The 22,150-nt window shown below is 44.5% G+C and carries 17 protein-coding genes; 7 read left to right on the top strand and 10 right to left on the bottom strand.

Annotated elements, in window-relative coordinates; all coding sequences use genetic code 11:
- Positions 1–43 precede the first annotated feature (43 nt).
- Together ACGHAV_RS07880 and ACGHAV_RS07875 are read right to left on the bottom strand one after the other, a co-directional pair.
- Positions 44–997: a PA2778 family cysteine peptidase gene (locus ACGHAV_RS07880; RefSeq protein WP_390378787.1), complete on the bottom strand. Its 954-nt coding sequence runs from the start codon at positions 995–997 to the stop codon at positions 44–46.
- A 1-nt stretch (position 998) separates the two neighbouring features.
- Positions 999–1,379 carry a PA2779 family protein gene (locus ACGHAV_RS07875; RefSeq protein WP_390378784.1) on the bottom strand — a complete coding sequence of 127 codons (381 nt, stop codon included), beginning with the start codon at positions 1,377–1,379 and terminating at the stop codon, positions 999–1,001.
- 356 nt (positions 1,380–1,735) lie between these two features.
- On the opposite strand from ACGHAV_RS07875, the gene ACGHAV_RS07870 reads away from it, so the two are divergent.
- Both ACGHAV_RS07870 and ACGHAV_RS07865 read left to right on the top strand, forming a co-directional pair.
- Entirely contained in the window at positions 1,736–3,379 is a 1,644-nt protein-coding gene (locus ACGHAV_RS07870; RefSeq protein ID WP_390378781.1) for an esterase/lipase family protein, read from the top strand.
- Between the two features lie 128 nt (positions 3,380–3,507).
- Positions 3,508–5,100: an ABC-F family ATPase gene (locus tag ACGHAV_RS07865; RefSeq protein ID WP_390378778.1), complete on the top strand. Its 1,593-nt coding sequence runs from the start codon at positions 3,508–3,510 to the stop codon at positions 5,098–5,100.
- A 70-nt stretch (positions 5,101–5,170) separates the two neighbouring features.
- Here ACGHAV_RS07865 and nagA read toward each other — a convergent pair whose 3' ends face one another.
- Both nagA and ACGHAV_RS07855 read right to left on the bottom strand, forming a co-directional pair.
- Positions 5,171–6,307, bottom strand: coding sequence for an N-acetylglucosamine-6-phosphate deacetylase (gene nagA, locus ACGHAV_RS07860; RefSeq protein WP_390378775.1), 1,137 nt, complete (start codon positions 6,305–6,307; stop codon positions 5,171–5,173).
- The gene (locus ACGHAV_RS07855) at positions 6,285–7,184 is read right to left on the bottom strand and encodes a BadF/BadG/BcrA/BcrD ATPase family protein (RefSeq protein ID WP_390378772.1); all 900 of its coding nucleotides are present in this window, start codon (positions 7,182–7,184) and stop codon (positions 6,285–6,287) included. The genes nagA and ACGHAV_RS07855 overlap by 23 nt, the downstream gene beginning before the upstream one ends.
- Before the next feature lie 169 nt (positions 7,185–7,353).
- Between ACGHAV_RS07855 and ACGHAV_RS07850 the strand changes: the two genes are divergently transcribed.
- Complete coding sequence (locus tag ACGHAV_RS07850) at positions 7,354–8,112, top strand: MipA/OmpV family protein (protein WP_390378770.1); 759 nt, start codon at positions 7,354–7,356, stop codon at positions 8,110–8,112.
- A 58-nt stretch (positions 8,113–8,170) separates the two neighbouring features.
- Here ACGHAV_RS07850 and ACGHAV_RS07845 read toward each other — a convergent pair whose 3' ends face one another.
- From ACGHAV_RS07845 to ACGHAV_RS07830, 4 genes are all read right to left on the bottom strand, one after another.
- Positions 8,171–8,662 (bottom strand): CreA family protein, encoded by a 492-nt coding sequence (locus ACGHAV_RS07845; RefSeq protein WP_390378767.1) that lies wholly within the window; start codon positions 8,660–8,662, stop codon positions 8,171–8,173.
- A gap of 72 nt (positions 8,663–8,734) precedes the next feature.
- A complete protein-coding gene (gene hutH / locus ACGHAV_RS07840) occupies positions 8,735–10,285 on the bottom strand; it encodes a histidine ammonia-lyase (RefSeq protein WP_390378764.1) in 1,551 nt (516 codons plus the stop codon).
- A 3-nt stretch (positions 10,286–10,288) separates the two neighbouring features.
- Complete coding sequence (gene hutU / locus ACGHAV_RS07835) at positions 10,289–11,983, bottom strand: urocanate hydratase (protein ID WP_390378761.1); 1,695 nt, start codon at positions 11,981–11,983, stop codon at positions 10,289–10,291.
- Positions 11,984–12,142: 159 nt separating this feature from the next.
- Complete coding sequence (locus tag ACGHAV_RS07830; protein ID WP_390378758.1) at positions 12,143–12,895, bottom strand: UTRA domain-containing protein; 753 nt, start codon at positions 12,893–12,895, stop codon at positions 12,143–12,145.
- 137 nt (positions 12,896–13,032) lie between these two features.
- Between ACGHAV_RS07830 and hutI the strand changes: the two genes are divergently transcribed.
- Both hutI and hutG read left to right on the top strand, forming a co-directional pair.
- Positions 13,033–14,262, top strand: a complete 1,230-nt coding sequence (hutI, locus tag ACGHAV_RS07825; protein WP_390378755.1) for an imidazolonepropionase — start codon at positions 13,033–13,035, stop codon at positions 14,260–14,262.
- On the top strand, positions 14,255–15,256 hold the full coding sequence (gene hutG / locus ACGHAV_RS07820) for a formimidoylglutamase (protein ID WP_390378752.1): 1,002 nt from the start codon (positions 14,255–14,257) through the stop codon (positions 15,254–15,256). Before hutI ends, hutG begins: the two co-directional genes overlap by 8 nt.
- A gap of 104 nt (positions 15,257–15,360) precedes the next feature.
- Here hutG and ACGHAV_RS07815 read toward each other — a convergent pair whose 3' ends face one another.
- Positions 15,361–19,119: an SbcC/MukB-like Walker B domain-containing protein gene (locus tag ACGHAV_RS07815; protein ID WP_390378749.1), complete on the bottom strand. Its 3,759-nt coding sequence runs from the start codon at positions 19,117–19,119 to the stop codon at positions 15,361–15,363.
- The gene (sbcD, locus tag ACGHAV_RS07810) at positions 19,119–20,468 is read right to left on the bottom strand and encodes an exonuclease subunit SbcD (RefSeq protein WP_390378746.1); all 1,350 of its coding nucleotides are present in this window, start codon (positions 20,466–20,468) and stop codon (positions 19,119–19,121) included. Before sbcD ends, ACGHAV_RS07815 begins: the two co-directional genes overlap by 1 nt.
- A gap of 239 nt (positions 20,469–20,707) precedes the next feature.
- Between sbcD and ACGHAV_RS07805 the strand changes: the two genes are divergently transcribed.
- Both ACGHAV_RS07805 and ACGHAV_RS07800 read left to right on the top strand, forming a co-directional pair.
- Complete coding sequence (locus ACGHAV_RS07805; RefSeq protein WP_390378743.1) at positions 20,708–21,565, top strand: phytanoyl-CoA dioxygenase family protein; 858 nt, start codon at positions 20,708–20,710, stop codon at positions 21,563–21,565.
- The gene (locus ACGHAV_RS07800) at positions 21,565–22,149 is read left to right on the top strand and encodes a TetR/AcrR family transcriptional regulator (RefSeq protein WP_390378740.1); all 585 of its coding nucleotides are present in this window, start codon (positions 21,565–21,567) and stop codon (positions 22,147–22,149) included. Before ACGHAV_RS07805 ends, ACGHAV_RS07800 begins: the two co-directional genes overlap by 1 nt.
- Position 22,150 lies beyond the last annotated feature (1 nt).

Here is a 22,150-nt window from a genome sequence, read left to right as displayed (position 1 = left end):
TCTCTGTATCACCTTTTAATAATAGATGATAATTGGTCTGCCGCTAATTCAAAGCACTAAAATGTGTCACATTATGTTTGTCAGCTAGAGATTTTAAATCGCTATTGTCAGGAAACTGTCTGAGAGCTTGAGCGAGCATGGCATTGGCACGCTGACTATTTCCGAGTTTATACAGCACTACAATATAGTTGTGTACATAAGGCGCTTGGTACTGCCCTGCACTAAAACCTTTCTCAAACCAATACTGCGATTTTTCAGCGTCACTCTTCAAATAGTGGTTAGCCAGCAAAAAGTACCCTAGCCATTCTTTTGGCCACTGCTGTGTCGCCGTTTCCAAAAAGGCAATGGCTTTGTCTCTATCTCCCACTTTAAGCATGTCGTATGCGGCTTGGGTATAGTTAAAGGGTGTCATTTCGGTTGACGTAACCCCAGGCGGAACTGGCGTCATATACCAATAATTACCTCTACCCCAAGTGCGCTCGAAAAGTTCGAAAGACATTTCGTGGCTTTCTGTCACTCCTGTATGTAGGGTGATTGTGCCTTTTTCGCTATCAAATCCAATAACTACAGCATAGTGCCATTGAGGTAAAAGCTGAATAGACAGGTTTTGAAAAACGATTACAGGAACATCATCGCTTACCATTGCCATAATCGATTTTAAGGTACCGCGCTCGGTATAAGGTAAAAAACCATACTGCCTGGTAGCACTTACCATCTCTAGCTGAAGACTGCCCTCTTTATCTGGAATAAAGAGCTTTGGAGCAATATCGTCAGGCGATACATTTACGCCATAAAATCCGAACACTTCGGAAAGTGTTGTAGGACCACAGTAATATTGCTGTTGAGGGTAAAAAGGTACCGAGGAAATGGTATGCGGTGGTGGCAGGTTTGCCAGCCCATGCTGACGCAGCTGGTCAGTTTGAGGCGTACCTTGGCAACCCATCAACAAGAAAAAGCCTGCAAACAGGCAGGCTCTTTGAATTAATTTATCAACCATTTTAGCTGCTAATAGGACGAATGAATGGATACACGTCGGTAACACCAGCAAGATCTAAGATGGCAATTACTGCAAGAACCGTTAACACAGCGCCAACAATACCACCCGCTGGCGCTTGATTAATTTCGTCATTCAACTGTGCAATTTCACTGTCTGTCATAGCATTAATACGAGCGATGGCATCGTTAGTATCTACACCCAAACCAACAAGTTTGCTTTGCACGTCTGCACGATTCACCATAGCAACTAACTGCTGTTTGTTGTAGTTAGCCGTTTGCGCTTGCATAACTGTATCTGAACTTATTGCTTCAGCGTGTACGCTACCTGCCGTTAAAACTGTTGCGGTAAAACAACCCACTACTATCGACTTAAGTGCTTTCATAATGCTTCCTTCTTGCTAATGGCAATGGTTTTCGTAAAAACTAATGCGTGTTACGGTCATATCGTATTTCTTAAAACCCGAATGTACTTCACAACATTCGCATTATACGTTTGTACTGCATGTTACATTCATGCTTAGTAACAGTACTAAAAACTACCATTGCCAACTTTAATGGTTTTTGCGTATGTGTTTTCACAACGCTACTATTACAAAAACAGATACTGCAACGATAAGGCCAACATGACATTGGGAGTGTGGTTCAGCGTAAAAATGCAGTGTTACAGTACGACAGTAGTACTCATGAAAAGGGTATAAGCACTTTTTGCTGCACTAACAAAAACAAAGGCTGAAAACAGGTGCATAATTTTTATTGTAGTGTTTTTTTACTCATCATTGTTAGCTTAACTAGCGCTTGTTCATCTAACGATTTTTATCGAGAAAATAACAACACCACCTCCCTTGCACCCAGCTACGGCTATGGCTTTCTTCCCGATTTATCGTTGATAAATACCAATGATCTTTTTAAGCGCTGCCAAACCCAAACTATGACAAATTCTTTGGATATCGCACTTACCCTGCACTGCACAACGGCGCTACTTTCTAGACAAGACATAACCGATAAACAAAAACGCAAAGTTTTAGAAAAATATAATAACGCTACCAGCATCTTATTCAGTCATCGCGATAAAAGTGACAACCTGATTCAGGTAAAATATACCGGCCCAAGTAATATTTTCTTAGTTGATGATATGTCCCCAACCGATGAACGGCTATCACCGAAGATATTTGGCGAAATAGGCGTTGCAGCGGTAGGTAGAGAAACTAACCAGCGGGAAGACGGTACTAGTATTGATGACAACTATCCGCTTGAAGGAAGGTTTTCGGCGCTATCAATTTATCCAACCAACATCTCACTTAGCGGTTTGCGTATCCACATAGAATTAACCGCAAAACCTGTCAGTAATGCGCAACACATTCAAATGGGTTCTCAACAGTATTCATTACGCTATTCACCTTCTGCGGCCTATTTGGCGCTTTTACAAAACGCCGACATTCACAACTTTAGCTGGCTAGGGTTTACAACCCCTCAAGAGGCAGAAAGCAGAATGGGCGTATTTAGTATTGGTCCGCTATCGGCAGACAAAACGCCTATTATTATGACTCACGGGCTTAATTCCGACCCACTTATTTGGCGCCACCTTACCATGGCAATATTAAACACACCTAGTCTGTATAGTCGCTATCAAATATGGCATGTTTACTACCCATCTGGCCCGCCACCATTTTACAACGCCATGCGTGTTAGAACTAAGCTTCGCAACTTGAAGCTACGCCTTGAAATGGAAACAGGGAATACTTTTGAAGATGCTGTTTTTATTGGTCATAGCATGGGCGGCATTATTTCTAAATTACTCACTACCCATTCAGACCAAAAGCTGTGGGATGCTACGTTTACTGCTCCTCCTGATGAACTGCTTGGCAGTGAAGACGCGACCTTGGCCGACGTATTTTTGTTTACGCCCGTTTTTTACAACAATACGGTTTTCTTTTTAGATACCCCTCACAAAGGGTCTGATGTGGCAAATAGTATCATTGGCACTATTGGATCTGCCCTTATAAGCCTGCCGTATAATTTTAAAACCCTTTTCAAACAGTTTATCGACAGGGTTGGCGTAGACCGGTTAACTATAGCCATGCTGCCTTTTTTACAGAACTACGGACCAGATAGTGTGCAAGTGCTGCGACCTAACCACCCACTAATGAATGCCCTACACACTATTTCCGTGCAAGGCGAGAGCTATTCAATTATTGGCTCTACTGGCTCCCTTACATGCAGTGGCAGCATGCAATGCAATGCTATATCAGATTCAGTGGTTAGCTACGCCAGTGCGTATATTGCAGACGCAGAAGAAACGCGTATTGTGCGTTCTTCACATAACTCGTTTCAAAACTCCACGGCTATTGATTTTATCGTCGATAAGCTATCAAAATGGCATTAAGGCTACTGCGCTGGTTAAAATTCCCTCGACATAGTCGGCACAATTCTCTATAGTGCGCGCGCTTTTATATATTGGCCATTAACCCAGCCAGTATCTCCTCTTTTGTTTTACCCCCTTGGATACCTGTTTTGATTACAACCGCAAATATCACAATGCAATTTGGCTCTAAGCCACTATTTGAAAATATTTCAGCTAAATTCGGTAACGGTAACCGTTATGGCCTTATTGGTGCGAACGGCTGTGGCAAATCGACATTTATGAAAATTTTGAGCGGTAAGCTCACGCCAACATCAGGCAATGTGTCTATGGCGCCAGGCACAAAACTGGGGATCTTAAGTCAGGACCAATTCGCTTTTGAAGAATTTAGCGTGGTAGACGCGGTAATTATGGGCGACCGCGAGTTGTGGGCGGTGAAGCAAGAGCGTGACGAAATTTACAGCAAAGCTGAGATGAGTGAAGAAGACGGCATGCGTGTTGCCGACCTTGAAACCCAGTTCGCTGAAATGGATGGATATACCGCAGAAGCCCGCGCAGGCGAAATTCTGACTTCTGCTGGTATTGAGGAAAGCTACCACTTTGGACTGATGAAAGAAGTAGCTCCGGGTAAGAAAGTTCGTGTACTTCTAGCGCAAGCGTTGTTTGCTGAGCCTGACATTCTGTTGCTAGATGAGCCAACCAACAACTTGGACATTTACACAATTAGCTGGCTTGCAGACGAATTAAATAAGCGTAAATCAACCATGCTTATTATCTCGCATGACAGACACTTCTTAAACTCTGTATGCACGCACATGGCAGATATAGATTACGGTGAATTACGTATCTATCCAGGCAACTACGATGACTACATTCAAGCTGCAATGTTAGTTCAAGAACAGCTTCACGCAGAGAATGCGAAAAAGTCGGCAGAAATTGAAGAGCTACAAAGCTTTGTTGCGCGCTTCTCGGCAAATGCATCGAAGGCGAAGCAAGCAACATCTCGTGCACGCCGCTTAGAGAAAATTGAGCTTGCGGAAGTTAAAGCGTCTAGCCGACGAAAGCCATACATTGTTTTTAAACAGCACAAAAAGCTTCACCGTTTAGCTATCACACTTGAAGAGCTTGGCCATAGCTATCCTGATCTGCCGCTTTTCAACGGCGCTAATTTATTGCTAGAAGCAGGTCAGCGCTTAGCCATCATTGGTGAGAACGGCGCAGGAAAAACAACGCTATTGAAGTGCTTAGTTAACGACATTGAGCCAACTGCAGGTAGCTTCAAATGGGCCGAAAATGCGGCCATTGGCTACATTCCACAGGATAATGCGAAGTACTTTGCCGAAGACATCACCATGTTCGAGTGGATGAGCCAATGGCGCAGCCCGAAACATGACGATTTGCACATTAAAGGCATGTTAGGCCGCTTATTGTTTACATCTGACGACTTCAACAAGCACGTGCAAGTGTGTTCAGGTGGTGAAAAGAACCGCTTATTGTTTGGAAAGCTGATGCTTGAAGACATTAACGTACTGCTAATGGACGAACCTACCAACCACATGGATATGGAATCCATTGAAGCGTTAAACAATGCGCTTTATAAATTCGACGGCACCGTTATCTTTGTAAGTCACGACAGAGAGTTTGTATCTTCATTGGCGACGCAAATTATCGAGATAAAAGATCAGAAGCTGAATCACTTCGACGGCAATTACGAAGAGTTTCTTGCACACAAAGAAAATGCCTGAGCTGACAACAGGTAAGAGAAAATAAGTTAAAGGCCATATGCCCACAGGGCTTTTGGCCTTTAACGTGTCGCTATAATACCTTGCGCCCGCTACTCCATACCTGAAGCAACATCTGACTGTTATCAAGTAAAACAAAGTCGGCCTGTTTACCCACCTCAATACTGCCAATTTCATGCTGCAAGTTCATAAACGTTGCAGGCGTTATACTTGCCATTTTGCTGGCGGCCTCAAGTGATATTCCGCAGTCGCTGTAAGTATTAACAAGTGCTCTGTGCATGTCCAAGCAAGACCCCGCTAACGTACCTTCTTGCGTAGTCAATTTATTGCCGCTGCGTACAATTTCAGTATTGAAAAAAGGTAAACGAGAGATATCGCTCCCCACATGTGCCATCGCATCGGTTACTAACATTGCACGGTCTTCACCCTTTATTTTAAGGGCAATTTCCGCACTTTTAGGATGTAAGTGATGGTGGTCGATAATAAAGCCACTGTACATTTGCGCATTGCTTAACGCGGCTCCAACAGCGCCAGGCTCTCGAGAAGTAAGTGCCGACATTGCATTGTATAAATGTGTAAAACCCGTTGCTCCAGCATCAATAGCGCGCTGTACTTGTTCAAACGTAGCGTTAGTATGCCCAATGGATACCACTACCCCTTCACTCACTAACTCTTCTATAAACGTGGAGCTAACGCTTTCTGGCGCAATGGTAACCAATACGGCACCAAGATCGCTGCGTGTAATAGTAGCTATTTCAGAGTCTGACGGCACTCGAATAAATCTATCGTCGTGGACGCCTTTTTTCGCAGTACTTAAAAAGGGTCCTTCAAAATGAATGCCCTTAATAAGCGTTTTTATACACTCAGGCCCAGCCGCTAATACTTCTGCTATCGCATCTGCAGCACGTGTCATGGTGTCGGCGTTGTCTGTGATTATTGTTGGCAGCATTGATGTTGTGCCAAAACGCAGATGTGCCAATGCCATTGTCTCTATTGCAGCAGCAGAAGGCTTCGCATTAAATAGCACGCCACCACCGCCATTTACTTGAACATCTACATAGCCCGGCAATAAACGGCCGTTAACACTCAACGCTTTTTCTCTTTCAGTTGCGCTACGAATATTAACTATGCGTCCATTTTCAATTTCAAGTGTTTGGTGATAATGCCAGCCAGAGGGCAATAAGGCGTTATCTACTGTGATGCACTGCATAGTAACTGTCTTTCATCGTTGGAAAAAATATAGCGCCGTGCTGTGCATCAAACTTTGGACTTACAAGCTGTTCTTTCAAGCTTTTTTCAACTAGAGGTAAATATATAGGTGCCATTCCTCCCACAACACAAAGAGGTAGCATCGTATTTGTAGATGCCAATAAAGACTTTGTGAGCGACGTAAGGTAGGTAGCTCCCTCTGCAATGAGACCGTGACTAATATGACAACCATTCTCCATTGCCTGTACAGCAATAGGCGCTAACTTGCCAAAAGCATCTGGCGTGTACGTCGATACGGCTTGAACTAGCTGTAATGGCGTTGTCACCTCAAGATAATCAATTACACGCGAAGATAGCTCACTACGCTTTTGTACATCATCAAACGCCAGCAGCGCATGCTGTACGCTTTTTTGGCCCAGCCATGCTGCGCTTGCTTGATCACCTATATTGAAGCCGTAACCGCCTTTATCGGTAAACGCGCCATCAAAGTAAGCCGTACCCGAAGAGCCTGTTCCGCAAATGATAAGTACACCTTCGCTACCGCCATGTGCGCCCAAACAAGCGGCATGTGCATCGCTGATAACGGTTAATTCAGCAAATGGGTGCTCAAGAGTAAGAAAATGCGATTTTGCTTCAGGTACATTTGCCCCCGCAACGCCAGCACATACAGACACATCCTTTAATGGTATGGGCAATGAAGTTTGCGCAATAACAGATTTACACGCTGTAAGTATAGATGACATTGCCTGTTGAGCATTGCTCATAATATTAGCAGGCCCCGCTTCAGCACGACCTAACTCGTTACCGTTTATATCTTGTAATAATGCACGGCAACGCGTTCCTCCGCCATCGATGCCAATGACAAACTGTTGTCTCACGTAATTTCCAAATATTCTAATTAGTGGCTCAGGTTACCACAGCGCGTAAAATCTTCTAATAGCCAAGTATATCTATTACTGGGCATCGTCTAAATAAACATTATGCAATCTAAACTGATCGAAGCACATCAGCACTATGTATAGTCAAAAAAAAAAAGGAAATACTTTGATGACAAAACTTGTTCACCGTCTTCTTTCATCTGTAAGCTTAACCATCGCTTTTTCTTCCCCTGCTCTCGCACAAGCTCCCCAGCAGCCACAAGGCTGGATGTATGGTTTCGGTATTAACGCCGCGCAAGATGTTTACACTGATTTTGATAACCGTATTATCCCAATTCCTATTATTGGCTATGCCGGTGAGCGCCTGCGTATTTACGGGCCTTTTGTGAGTTATCAACTGTTGCAAGAACGGCAGCTGACTATTGAAGCGCAGTTGGTACCAGTATTTGCTGGGTATGAGCAAGATGACAGCCCGATTTTTGAAGGCATGGAAGATAGAGACTTCAGCTATGCAGCCGGATTGGGTGTAAACTATAACGTCGATAGCTGGGCATTTTCAGTGTCAGGTAACGCGGATATTTGGGGCAAGTTTGACGGCTATCAAATGACGGCTAGCGCTGGAAAAACCTTTAGAATTCAAGGCTTAATGATAGAGCCTGCCATTGGCGTTACTTATCAAGACAGCAACTATGTAGATTACTACTATGGTGTACGAACCGAGGAAGTAACGCTTTCGCGAGCTGCATATCAGGGTGATAGTGCCATCAACACAGAAGTGTCATTAGCAGTATCTACACTGCGCTTTTTAGGCGGAATGACTCGTTTCGAGATTGGCGCAACGTTTTTCGATGACAGTATAAGCGACAGTCCAATTACCGACGACGATATGGCAATGAACGCCATGCTTATTTACACACGCTTCTTTTAAATAATGCGCACGGCCTTGCACTTTTTATAACCATAAAGGCTAAGCCGTGCACCTCTGGCTAATTTCCTGCCGGCTGCATATTGGTAAATGCCTGAGTCTCCCACAAAGGCACGGTAGATAAGCTGTGTTTGTAGCTACCCGACGTTTCTTTCGTGCTGTACGACAAATAAATCAACGTTTTTGCCTTTTCATCGTAGATACGGCGAAGCTTCATATTCTTGAAAAATACACTTTTTGACTTCTTAAAAATGACTTCGCCAGAATCTGACTTATCAATTGCTGCAAGCATAGGTGCAGTAATTGGTCCGGTTTGCCTGCATGCTATTGCGCTATCTGAAGGGTCTGATAAATCCAAGTCAGCTTCGATACTTGAAATATGACACGTTACCCCGGTTACGATAGGGTCTTGAAGCGCGTCTATTTTGATATCTTTGGTAGTAAATAATCCTAACGATACATCCCCTACTTCACTGTCGCTGCAGCCAGTAAGTCCAAGTAACGTCGCTCCAATTGCACTGAAAAACAAGTATGATTTAAACCCAGTTCTCATTACGCCTTCCTTATATTTTACGCGAGCTAACCGTCACGATTTGCCCTTCCATTTTATAATGGGGCGTCTTACCTAATCATTCAACAGTTTAAGCTGCGTCGCGTCCATAAGCTGATGTTGTTTTATGAGTCGTTTTGCCGCCTCAATATCGGGCGCAAAGTATCTGTCCTTATCATAAAAAGGCACACTTTTTCTAAGCAATGTCTTGAGCATTTTAAGCCTATTGCTTGTATTTAAAGGCTTGCGAAAATCGAGCCCTTGGCAGGCCGCTAACCATTCAATAGCCAATATGCCTGACACATTATCGAAGATATCTCGAAGCCGGCGAGCTGCGAATGTGGCCATTGAAACATGATCTTCTTGGTTGGCAGACGTAGGTAGTGAATCAATGGACGCTGGATGTGCCAGTGTTTTGTTCTCACTCGCCAGTGCTGCACAGGTTACTTGGGCAATCATGAACCCTGAGTTAACACCGCCATTTTCGACTAAAAATGGGGGCAAACCGCTCAAATGGGTATCAATCATTAACGACGTTCTTCGCTCTGACAACGCACCTATTTCAGATAGCGCTATAGCAAGCATATCGGCTGCCATTGCTACGGTTTCGGCATGAAAGTTACCACCAGACAAAATGTCATCTTGCCCGTCGTCACATGTAAAAACGAGCGGATTATCACTAACCCCGTTAGCCTCGGTAATTAGTATTTCTTGAGCAAAGCGCATCTGCTGTAAACAGGCTCCCAGAACCTGTGGTTGACAGCGAAGCGAATACGGATCTTGCACTTTCTCGCAGCGATGATGTGAGTTACCAATATCTGATGTTGCAAGCAGTTCTCTAAGCGCCTTTGCCACATCACTTTGAGGTTGATGACCACGTACTTCGTGAATGCGAGGGTCAAACGGCACTCGCGAGCCAAGCGCAGCTTCTACGGTCAGCGCACCAATTCCAATTGCACTGGTGAGTGCGTTTTCAGCGTAGAACAAACCTTGCAGAGCAAAAGCAGTAGATGCTTGAGTACCATTGAGTAATGCCAACCCTTCTTTTGGCGCTAACGATATAGGTTCAAGACCTGCAATTGACAGCGCGTCTTTCGCTGACAATCTTTGTCCATTGTAGAAAGCCTCACCTTCGCCAAGTAATACAACGCTCATGTGTGCTAATGGCGCCAAATCGCCACTGGCACCAACCGACCCCTTTTCAGGGATCGCTGGGTACACTTTTGCGTTGTATAGCTGAATTAGTGCTTCGATGACGCTTAGACGAATTCCAGAATAACCTCGAGCAAGGGAATTAATTTTTAGTAACATCAATAACCGCACCGTATCTTCGGACATAAAGTCTCCGGTGCCTGCGGCATGAGATAATACGATGCTGCGTTGCAATAGCTCGAGTTCATCAACATTAATACGCGTGTTAGCAAGCAATCCAAAACCGGTGTTAATGCCGTAAACCGTGCGGCCTTCTTTAATAACATTTAATACAGCCTGTTCCGCTGCATTTATCCTAGCTCTAGCACCAGCAGTATCATTTTTGTCTAGAAACAAAGGGACGTGCTTGCGACTGACCTCTCGAAGCTGAGAAAGAGTAAGCGTACCGGGTATAAGATTTAACGTACTAGACATGCTTTATTCCTTCCCATCGTTAACTGGCTGAGATGTGTTGACCATCGGTAAATCAAGTCCGTGTTCTTTAGCGCATGTCTTTGCGATGTCGTAGCCAGCATCAGCGTGTCGCATTACACCTGTCGCCGGATCATTATGAAGAACACGTGCGATACGTTCATCGGCCTCTTTTGAGCCATCACATACAATTACCACACCGGAGTGCTGACTAAACCCCATACCTACCCCTCCACCATGATGAAGGCTTACCCAGGTGGCACCACCAGCGGTGTTTAAAAGCGCGTTAAGTAACGGCCAATCAGATACTGCGTCAGAGCCATCAAGCATTGACTCCGTCTCGCGATTTGGTGATGCAACAGATCCGGAATCAAGGTGGTCACGCCCAATGACAACGGGAGCACTTAACTCACCATCTCTTACCATTTTATTAAAGGCCAAACCTAGCTTTTGACGTTCACCAAGACCCACCCAGCAAATTCGCGCAGGCAAGCCTTGAAATTGAATACGCTCTTTGGCCATGTCTAACCAGTTGTGCAGATGAGGGTTGTCAGGAATAAGCGCTTTAACTTTTGCGTCCGTTTTATAGATATCCTCGGGATCGCCAGATAATGCAACCCAACGAAATGGGCCTATGCCTTGGCAAAAAAGAGGGCGAATGTACGCTGGCACGAAACCCGGAAAATCGAATGCATGTTCAATACCTTCCTCTAATGCCATTTGACGTATGTTGTTACCGTAATCAAGCGTTGCTGCACCGGCTTTCTGAAAACCTAACATTGCTTTTACTTGAAGCGCCATTGACTGCTTTGCTGCTTTTACGACACTGGCTTCATCAACTGTGCGTTGACGTGCGGTTTGTTCCATTGACCATCCCATTGGTAAATAACCATTGAGCGGGTCGTGTGCACTGGTTTGATCGGTGACTACATCAGGAATGATGCCTCTGGCGAGCAGTGATGGGAATACTTCAGCTGCATTACCCAGCAACCCAATAGAAATCGGTGTTCCTTGAACTTTTGCATCATTTAGCATCTTCAGTGCTTCGTCTAGCGATGTGGCTTTTTTGTCGACATATCCCGTTCGGATACGAAAATCTATTCGACTCTCATCAACTTCTACTGCAATCATTGAAAAACCAGCCATCGTGGCCGCAAGAGGCTGTGCCCCTCCCATTCCGCCAAGTCCACCCGTTAAGATCCAGCGGTTCTTAGCACATCCTTCAAAATGCTTTTTAGCAACACTCACAAAGGTTTCGTAAGTACCCTGTACAATCCCCTGCGAACCAATGTAAATCCAAGAGCCTGCAGTCATCTGCCCGTACATCATGAGCCCGTCTTTATCGAGCTTATTAAAGTGTTCCCAGTTTGCCCAATGCGGTACCAAGTTGGAGTTTGCAATTAATACACGAGGCGCATTTTCATGTGTTGGAAATACACCTACTGGTTTCCCCGATTGAACCAAAAGTGTTTCGTCATTATTGAGTCGTTTTAGCACGTCTACAATTTTATCGTACGAACCCCAGTCACGCGCGGCCCTGCCAATGCCACCATATACCACAAGATTCTGTGGATGTTCTGCAACTTCAGGATCAAGGTTATTCATTAACATGCGCAAAGGAGCTTCAGTCTGCCAACCTTTGGCCGTGAGCGTATTTCCTCGTGGCGCGCGTATTTCTCTTGTAGGGTCAAAACGTTTCATTACTTTCTCCTAATAACATGAATGACGCATGTCATAATGATCTTTAGCATTGGCGCGAGAATATTTTCGAAATTACTTATTTGCTCTAGTTGCTCTAGTTGCTCTAGTTGCTCTAGTTGCTCGCGCATAAGGGTATTGCTGTGACTTCTATTTACGCCACTAGAATTCCAAATGTCCCCCCAGCCGGTAGCGACTTCCTGGGTGATACAATTCGGCGTAGCTCACTACGCTATTGGTGCTTTGTGTATTGGTTGTAGATGGAGTTAACGATGTATCGTTGAGGCTTCGACGGGTAAAGGTTCTGCGAGATACTTTTAAACAAGGCTCATTATTTTTTATTGTCAGTGCCTTTGCTATGTCCTGATTAACAAGCACCGCCTCTACACTGTTATCAGCTTGGCTTAATGGTGCTACTTCGTTTAGGTAGAAGTTTGCAGTTTGGGATTTTAGGTCCTTCTCCAAGTAATCGGGTAACCACATTGGATTTACCCAACGTTCTTCATATTGCACCGGTAAGGTATTTTCACAATGTACAATGACACTGCGGAACACAGAGGCTTTTTCGTTTACAGCTAGCTTATTAGCCAGCACTGCGCCTGCCAACAACGTCTCTAAGACCAAAATGTGATTAGTGTAACGGTGCCCACGCTGCTCTATTTCATCGCGAATACTTTTTATTTCAAGCATCGAACTCATTGGGCGGTGATCCGATACAAACGTACCAACCCCCTGGCTGCGCATCAATATACCCTCGTCAACCATTTCACTTAGCGCGCGGCGCGCGGTCATTCTACTTACACCATGTGTCTGAGCGAGTTGGTTTTCAGATGGCACCTGATCACCAGGCTTCATATCACCGGCCTCTATAGCATCGAGTATTAGTGTTTTGATGTGTATATAGCGTGGCTGCATAGTACAGATTACGACATTACCGTTAACAATTTGGCAACATCTTACTTGTATATACAAGTATGTACAAGTAAACTTATTTCAAATGAATCGCGGTAATAAATGCATTAACTAAGAGCAAAAGCACATAGGCAAATTTGATGAGCACTAGGTACGACACGCTAATTTATAATGTGAATATAGCGTCTATGCAGGCAACAGATGCACCCTACGGACAGTTTAAAAATAGCGCCATTGCTATCAAAGATGGGGTAATAGTTGCGCTAGCCAGTGCCGCAAACACCGAAGTATTAGCAGAATTTAAGGCGTTATCCGACAACGTAATTGATGGTAAACAACAGTGGCTATTACCTGGCTTCGTCGATTGCCACACCCACCTAGTATACGGCGGTAACAGAGCTACAGAATTTGAATTGCGACTCAAAGGTGCGAGCTATTTAGAGATAGCGCAACGCGGGGGCGGCATAAAAGGCACCGTTTCGCATACCAGGGCTGCAGATAAAGACACGCTATTATCGAGTGCGATTAAACGTGCCTCCCGTTTGTGCGAGGAAGGAGTTACCACGCTCGAAATAAAATCAGGCTATGGCTTAGATCTCGACACTGAAGTGCGGATACTGCAGGTTGCAAAAGAACTAGAAACAAAACTTCCTCTGTCTGTGCGAACCACGTATCTCGGTGCTCACGCTGTACCTAGTGATTTTAACGACAACGCAGATGCCTATATTGATTTTGTGTGTCAAGACGTGCTGCCACATATTGCAAAACAGAAGCTGGCAGATGCTGTGGATGTATTCTGTGAGTCTATAGGCTTTAACCTATCCCAAACCGAGCGTGTATTTAATACTGCGCGAAGTGTCGGTTTGCCTGTAAAAGCCCATGTTGAACAACTTAGTGATAGTAAAGGCGCATTGCTCGCAGCACAATTTAACGCGCAGTCTGTCGACCACATAGAATATTTAGCCGAATGCGATTTGCCTGCATTAGCGAATAGCGGTACTGTTGCTGTGTTGCTCCCCGGCGCCTTTTATTATTTAAATGAGGAACAAAAGCCTCCTATAGACGCACTGCGACATCATAATGTACCTATGGCCATTGCCACTGACTTTAATCCTGGAAGCTCTCCCCTAGCATCAATCCTCACCGCCATGAATATGGCATGCGTTTTATTTAGGCTTAGTCCAGAGGAAGCACTAAGAGGCATTACTGTTTATGGTGCACAAGCGCTTGGCCTCAATGACCGAGGAATAATTGATGTGGGTTATATAGCGGATTTCACATTATGGGATATAGATACGCCCGCAGAGTTGGCATATTGCATAAATGGACATAGGCCTTCAGCCATATTTAAAGGTGGAAAACGTGTTTAATTGGCATGGTCGCTGTGACGCCGAGGACGGCACAAAAGGGTTAAGATGGCACCAACGTGTGCAGTACGAAAAGGCGCAAAACCGGACACTAAAAAGTGAATCTGATATTCTTAAGCGCATCTTTCTTATTGGGCTTGAAAGCGATGTAGGTGTAGAAAACAATAAAGGCCGCCTTGGAGCCGCTAACGGTCCTAATGCCATACGCGATGCACTTGCCAACTTGCCGTGGCTGTGGCCAGATTCTGCACTTATTGACATGGGTAACTGCAGCCTAGCCATTAACGATAACGAAACTGGAATTTGCCCAAACACACGTCTTGATTCACTTCAAACACGTTATGCGAATGTTGTATGCGATGCCTTGTTGACTAAAAACACTACATCGAATTTTGTGATTGGGCTTGGAGGAGGTCATGAGATTGCTTGGGGAAGTTATCAGGGATTATTTAACGCCATTTCTACTTCTAAACGTATTGGCATAATCAATTTCGACGCTCACTTCGACCTGCGCAAACCAGCCCCTTATTACAGTTCTGGCACGCCTTTTCGACAAGTTTTCGACCACTGCCAACAACACCATTTGCCGTTCAGCTATGCATGTATTGGGGTGTCTAAAGCAGCTAACACTGCCGCCCTGTTTGAGTTTGCAAACCATTCTAAAACACGCTATTTGCTTGACCGAAACTGCAACGACCAGAGCATTAAAAGCCTTCTTACACCCATGTTAGAAAATATTGATGAGCTGTATGTCACTGTGTGTTTAGACGCATTCCCAGCGGCTTTCGCACCCGGTGTTAGCGCTCCTAGCGCATTAGGTATTGCACCAGAGCTCGCTATCAATACGCTGCACTTTTTGGCGCAACAACAATCAATGCTGAATTACGACTGGCGTTTATGTGATATCGCTGAAATGAACCCGACATTTGATATTGACAGTCGCACTGCCAAATTAGCTGCGCGACTTATTTTTGAGGTGGTAGACGCAATCATTTAACCATGCCGTGTGCGTTTTGCACTCTTCGTTAAGAAGAAACGTACTTGACACATACAAACAGTAATTCAGCCTACGCCGGGTTTGTAGTTATCAAGAACGATGAGCTATTGCACGGTCACTGCAAACACCTTCTCTAACGCACTTAATCCTACTCCATTGCGTTTAATCACCTTAAGCTGGGTCGGAATGCGCTCTTTCATTGCTTCAATATGACTAATTACACCTATCATTTTGCCGCTGGCATTTAAGTTATCTAAGGCATCTAGCGCTACATCTAAGGTTTCAGCATCCAAGGTACCAAACCCTTCATCTAAGAACAGCGAGTCGATGCTGGTTTTATGGCTCACCAAATCAGACAGTGCAAGGGCAAGCGCAAGACTTACAAGAAAGCTCTCTCCACCAGACAGTGTTTTTGTATCGCGCACTACATCACCCTGCCAGGTATCCAGTACACTCAAACTTAACCCATCGTTTTCTTTACGCACTAGCTGATAGCGCCCGTGTAACTTATCTAGCTGTTGATTCGCTAGAAGTACCAAATTGTCTAGGGTTAATCCTTGAGCAAAGCGTCTAAATTTATCACCACTGGCAGAGCCAATTAGCGAGTGCAAATAGGTAATGTCGTCGTAGTAAGCTTCAAATGCCGACATTTCTTGTATTAGCTGATGCTGTTTTTCACGAGCCTGCTCATTTGCTGTTAATTGCTGCTGTATTTCTCCTACTTTCGAAAGCAAACTGTCTTTTTGTTGTGCTAATTCGCTTATGCGCTGAACTACCCAGTCAGCACCATGTTCATCAACACAAGACTGCCATTTAGCGGCGTTTTCATGAGCCTGCAGCTTTTCGTATTCAGCTTTTGCATTGTTAAGGCGCAATACGCTCTGCTGCTGCTTTTCAACTAACTGCTTTTGTAGCGCAACAAGCGATTTTCGCTCTTCCACATCAAGTAATGCCTTGCAAAAACTTGCTTCATCATTAAATGGGCTAGAAGAGAGTTTTTCATTAAACGTCGTTTTCGCATGATTTAATGCGTTTTGCTTGTCATTAAGTTGTTTTTGAAGCTGCGTTATTTCGGCATCTAAACGCTGTACTGTATTTTCTATTGTTTGGTACTGATGCCTTGCTAATTGTAAATTACGCTCTGCATTTTCAATGGCATCTTTTGCTTTGCCTCTTTCAGCAGTAATGTCGTTTTCAGGGAAAAGTTGCTTACGTTTTTCGGTGAGCGCGTTTGCGCTTGCAACTAACTGCTGCGTATCGTTTTGAACACGCTGCAATTGTTTTGCCGCACTTTCACAATCGCGGTTAAGCCCTATAATTTTTTCATTAAATGCATTAATGGTGGGCGTAATGGCTTCCAGCTGCTGCTTGTTGTACTTGTATGTATTGAGCGCTTCAGACTTTTCTGACAACCATTTCTCTAAATCGACGATGGCCGCCGCCAAGCCACTTAACGAGTCATTTTTCACATCGAATTCTGGCGTAAAACTATCGTGCGCAGCTAATTCATTTGTTAATGCGTGATAGCGCTGCATTAACGCAGCCTGCTTTTGCGTTAATGCAGCGTTATCATTTATTGTCTGTTGATTAAGCGAATTCACTTGTTGCTGAATAAGCTTTAGCTCAGCGCTTTCATTCACCCATTGGTGGTTTACCGCTAACACTTTTTGATTAGCATCATTTACCGCTACTTCTGCATCACCAATTTGCTGAAGCTGTGTTTTTAACGCTTCTGCGTGTGCTTTATATTGGGTCACAAAATCACTCAGGCTAGCTGTATCGTCAATTGTGAGCACTGGCGCTGTTTGATGTGTTTTTAGCAGCGGCGTTATGTTTGTTATCAACGCCTTCCATTTATCAGTGTGGCTTGTCTTGATTTGCGTAAGTGATTCGCACTGTTTTTCAATTTGGGCAAGCGACAGCTCTGCATGTCTTACTGCGTCTTTTGCGTTATTGCCTTTTACTTCAATGTCTGCAAGCTGGGCTTTTAATGTATCTCGCCTTACTACGGTCTCTGGAACATCAATGGCAACCGATGATGTCGCATGATCGCTTGCGCCGCATACAGGGCAAGGCTCTCCAGCTTGAAGTTTGGCACGCAAACTCGCTACCTCTGCATCAAGCGCGATAAGTGCCTCGGTATCTTTTAATGCATCTCGTGTTTGCTTGTATTGCTCGGCTAATTGATTTCTTTCTGCCTGTGTTTTGCGTAGTTCTTCTCTTTGCACCTGCTTTTGCTGATGCAAATCGTGGTACTCTTTTTCCGCCTGTCCATATTGTTGCTGTAAATGTTCAAGCTCAAACAAAGTATTAAAGTGTGCTAGCTGGTTATCGCGATCTTGTATCAGCTGCGCTTTGTCAGTATCGCCAAGAATGTCACTTAACGTTTGCTGACACTGAGCAAGTTGCTCTTTTTCTTTGTTCAATTTACTAGACAAGCTTTCAACGTTATTAGTCAAAAGCTGCTGTTGCTTCTCTAATGCATGAAGTGAGCGGATATCTTTTTGATACTTTTCAAGCAGCGCACTAATGGCAGTATTTTCACTGGCAATATACTGCGTGCTTTCACTCCAGCTGCGTATATATTCCGCCATATTACCCAATGCGTGGTTTTTGCTAAGAAATTGCTCAAGTGCTTCTGCTTGTTGCTTCTGCGCTTCAAACGCTTTTTCGTCTCTTACTTTTTGTTGTTCAATGGCTGCTATTTCTTGAGTAAGCCTAGCTATCTCTTGTTGCCCATGCTGTTGTGCTTTCTTAAGGTGGGCCAGTTCATTGTCAATAGGAAGTACATCGTTAGTAATTCGCGCTTCAAGCGCATTCATTTGCGCCTTTGTTTCAGCCAGTTTTGTTTCAGCTTCAGACATAGCGGTGGCAGCGTCGCTTTTTTGCTGCTTAAGCGCGGGTAGCTTTTCATTTTTATCATTAAGCTGTAACGCATAATTATCCGCATCACGCTGCAATGCCTGCAAAGTAGTGAATGGCAATCGAAGCAATTCCGCAGGCTCACTTTGCGCTAATTTATCTAGCTCAGGCTTTGCTTCAGCAATTGCAGCTTGTGCTATTGCATGTTCATCTTGGGCAGCAGAAATGGTATTGCGAGTGTTATTAACGTCTTGCTGCCAACGTTTTTGTTGCTGTAGTTCTTCAATGTCGGTATTCAGTACGCTTACTGTATTTTTGGTTTGTGTAAGCTCTTGCTGCAATGAATTAATGTGCTCATCACTCAGTAACGTTACTCCCTCTAGTTTAAGCGAGAACTCATGCTTCTTTTGTTTTGCTTGCGTAAACTGATGATGAATTTCTTGAGAAATTTGGCCATATATTTCGGTGCCAGTGAGCTCTTCTAACAGTTCAGCCCTATCGCCTTCGTTGGCATTCAAAAAGGCGGCGAAATCGCCCTGCGATAGCATCATCGACTTGGTAAATCGCGCAAAATTAAGCCCCGTTAGCTTTTCAATTTCTTCACTTTTAGGGCGCACTTGAGTTGCTAACACTTTTCCGCTTTCAACTTCTGCCAACTCAACATCGGCACTTTGCAGGTTTCCATCGGCTTTACCACGTGCTCGCCTCATGCTCCAAAAGGCGCGGTAGGCTTTCCCTTTTATATCAAACTCAACCTCGGCTAGACACTCTGCTGTCCCTCTGGTCATTATGTCGTTATTCGATACCGAAATAGCACCCAAGCGAGGCGTTTGGTGATAAAGCGCCAAGCAAATTGCATCCAGTAGCGTAGTTTTACCCGCGCCTGTTGGCCCAGTAATAGCGAACAATCCATTGTCGATAAAAGGTGACTGTGTGAAATCAATTCTCCATTCACCTTTCAGCGCATTTAAGTTTTTTAATCGAAGTGTAAGTATTCGCATCAGTGCTGCTCCTTTGCAGATTCAGCACTGCTTTTTGTGGTTTCTAACTCTTGTAAATCTTCTACATTACTTTGTATTGAAAATACCGCTTCTTTAAACAGCCCCTTAATTCGCTCAACGCGTCCCGCGTTTTCTGCTTGTTCATCAGACTCGACAATCTCTTCTAAAGCCAATCTAGCTTCAAATACGTCTTCTACGCTTAACTCACTTAACTGCACATTACGCTGTTGCGACAAGGCTTTAGAAGCTTGCTTTCGCACCCGCTTAAGCTGAAGAATTTCGGCTGGTTTATCGTCAAGCAGCGCCTGAATTCGCTGTTGAAGGTCGGTTAAATAGTCTTGCGTTTCTACTTCTATGCAAAGCCATACTTGGGCATCGGGTGTTGCATTGGCAATATCTTTGCTGGCGTTAAGCACGTTCTCAATATGCTGAAGGTTGCCCCGAATAACGGCCATTGCTTGAAAGCGCGGCACTTCTAATGGCGTAAGAATGGGTTGATACTGCAAATCCGGCTGCGGGCTATCTTCTTTAAACTCTACAAGCATTACCTGTTTTTGGGTGTTCAGTTCATCAAAGCTTAAGGGAATTGGCGAGCCGGAGTAGCGAATGTGCTCGGTTTTTGCCACCTTTTGGGGGCGATGAATATGACCTAGCGCTATATAATCTGCCGGCGGAAAACCACCTGCATCGAAGCCTTCTAACGTACCAATATAAATATCGCGCACACTTTCAGACTGACTAACACCTAGTGCCGTTAGATGTCCGGTAGCAATAATGGGAAGGTTTGTTTGATTTGTCGTTTTTTGAGCCAGCAATGCATTACGCTTCGCTACCGCATTTTCATATAACGTGGCGTAATGCTGTTTTATTGCATCGCCAAGTATCTGACGTTTGTCTGTTGCGCTTTGCCCGGCCTCGCTTACAATCACATCCCGCGGCCGAATAAACGGCACGGCACAAAGTACTGCCCCTACATCACCGTTTCTTTTATTAAGCGTTATGACTTGTTCTTCAATGTTGCCATAAGTACTGGGGATAACGTGACTGTTTAAATACTTAAGTAATTCTTTGCTTTCGTTGAGCACCGACACTGAATCGTGATTACCGCCCAGAACAACTAGCGTGCACTGCTTGCCTTGAAGCGCACCTATAAACCCGTGATACAACTCTCGGGCATAACTTGGTGGTGTACCGGTATCGAATACATCCCCTGCAACAATTACTGCATCAACTTCATACGCCTCTACCTGCTCTAGCAACCATTGCAGAAAAGCAGCATGCTCTTGCTTGCGACTTTTCGTAAAAAAACTTTGCCCCAAATGCCAGTCAGATGTGTGCAGTATTTTCATGAAGCCTTGCTATTGAATGTGTTGTAAAACCGCCGAGTAGTGTAACAAGGGAAACAGAACAAATTCACGCACTTGGTAACAAAACAACCGATTATTTGCTTATGCCTGTTTAATTCTTATGAAAAGCAACTTTAAGTCACAACTAATCAATAGGTTAAGCTGTTATTAGAAGCAATAGCATTGATCAAATTTCAACCACACTATATATTGAGTTGAACTCAACTTAATAAGGATTTGACATGCCAACACTTTCCACAGAGAACATCAGCAGTGACTACATATCCGGTGACAACGCAGGAAAATACCGTCAAACCACTAGTGAAAAAGCCCGACAAATTCCAGAAGAAGTAACACAAGCCGACTTAGCGCAAATAGAGAAACAAGGTTACGTAGTTATTGAAGACGTGTTGTCTGCTGAAGAACTTGCAACCATTAAAGCGGAAATAGGACCACTGTTAAAAGAAACTGGCAGAAACGCTTTTGAAGGATATAAAACACAACGCTTATATGCAGTACTTACCAAAACAAGAGCATTGGATCGCCTTGTTGATCACCCACGTATTTTGGCCATGCTAGATAAAATGTTTATGCCAAACTATTTATTGTCGCAATTGCAAGTCATTAACCTATTACCCGGTGAGAGCGGCCAGCCGTTGCACTATGACGATGGCTTTTACCCAATCCCAAGACCCCGAGCTGGCCTTGGCGCGGCGTCTATATGGGCAATTGATGACTTTACTCACACCAATGGCGCGACAGTGATTGTGCCCAACAGCCATACTTGGGACGATGAGCGCAAGCCTCAACCTGAAGAAGCTATATCTGCTGTTATGAAAGCCGGTTCAGTTTTGTTTTATCCGGGAACCTTGTGGCACGGTGGCGGTGCGAATCAGTCTGATACAAACCGTCTCGCTGTCACGTGCCAATACTGTGAACCATGGTTGCGAACACAAGAGAACTATTTTCTGGGTACACCACTTGAAGTCGTTGCAGAAGTATCTGAAGATATTCGTCGAATGCTTGGTTATTCAATTCATCCGCCTTTCGCTGGAATGGTTAATGGCATGCACCCCAAACGCTTACTCGAGAATTTGTAATGGCTAAATCAGCGGCGAAGGAATCTACCCGCCAACGTATTTTAGACGCAGCGCGTAAAGAAATCGTGCTCGGCAATGGTGACTTAGAAGTTGCCAATGTTGCCAAACGCGCGGGCGTATCAGACGGCTTGACCTATTATCATTTTGGCAATAAATCTGGTCTAATCAACGCGATAGTCAACGACTTCTATGCCCACTTCGATGACAAAGTAGCGGGCGTTCCTTTTGAGGGAGAAACTTGGGCTGAGCGAGAACAAGCACGCGTTGATGCAATGGTAACTCTGTTTTACGAAGACCCAGTTGCAATGATAGCTGTCACTCGTCTTCGGACCGATCCTACCTTTGCAGAAGAAGAGGCTGAACGAAACAGTCGACTAGAACAGTTAGGTGCAAGCAATATCGCCAGCGCACAAATGGCTAACGAGCTAGATCCTTCGCTAAACCCGCTTATGATGGCATCAATGTTGTTGGCTGGCGTTATGGCCGGAGTAAGAGTGGCGTTAACCACATCACCTCCACTCACGCTAGCGCAAGCACAACGTTCTGTGTGGAATTTCGTTGCGCGAGCTGTAGGGCTTAATTGAG

The sequence above is a fragment of the Alteromonas sp. MTD1 genome (assembly GCF_042848195.1).
In the GTDB taxonomy this organism is placed as follows: Bacteria; Pseudomonadota; Gammaproteobacteria; order Enterobacterales; family Alteromonadaceae; genus Alteromonas.
Note: the sequence above shows the minus strand (reverse complement) of the source record. Positions and strands in the feature narration are given on the sequence as shown.